We start from the raw sequence: 423 nt of genomic DNA, 5'->3' as shown, positions 1-423 counted from the left end.
CGCCCCGTCGACCCCGACGTATACATCACATACGCCGCACACCCACCCACCAACCGCCCCGTCCGCTCCCCATCCGACACCACACCCCCCGACACCCCCGCCACCACCGACACATCATCAACCCGCAACCACTCCACCACCGACGGCAACACCACCCCCGACACCGACAACCCCACCACCGCACCCGAATCCACCAACAACTCCCGCACCCGCACCTCCGGCAACCCCGGATCCACCGGCACGAACGCCGCCCCCGACTTCACCACCGCCCACACCGCCACCACCAACTCCACCGACCGCGGCACCGCCACCCCCACCACCAACTCCGGACCCACACCCCGCCCGATCAACACCCGCGCCCACCGATTCGACCACTCATCCAACTCCCCATACGACAACTCCACACCCCCACACGACACCGCC

1 protein-coding gene is annotated in these 423 nt (G+C 68.8%); it reads right to left on the bottom strand.

The genetic code is table 11. From position 1 onward, the window contains the following. A partial coding sequence (locus QM693_RS37510; RefSeq protein WP_349307540.1) for an AMP-binding protein occupies nucleotides 1-404 on the bottom strand: 404 nt, incomplete at its 3' end. Between the last annotated feature and the right edge of the window lie 19 nt (nucleotides 405-423).

This window comes from Rhodococcus sp. IEGM 1305, from assembly GCF_030058635.1.
GTDB lineage: Bacteria > Actinomycetota > Actinomycetes > Mycobacteriales > Mycobacteriaceae > Rhodococcus_F > Rhodococcus_F opacus_D.
Note: the sequence above shows the minus strand (reverse complement) of the source record. Positions and strands in the feature narration are given on the sequence as shown.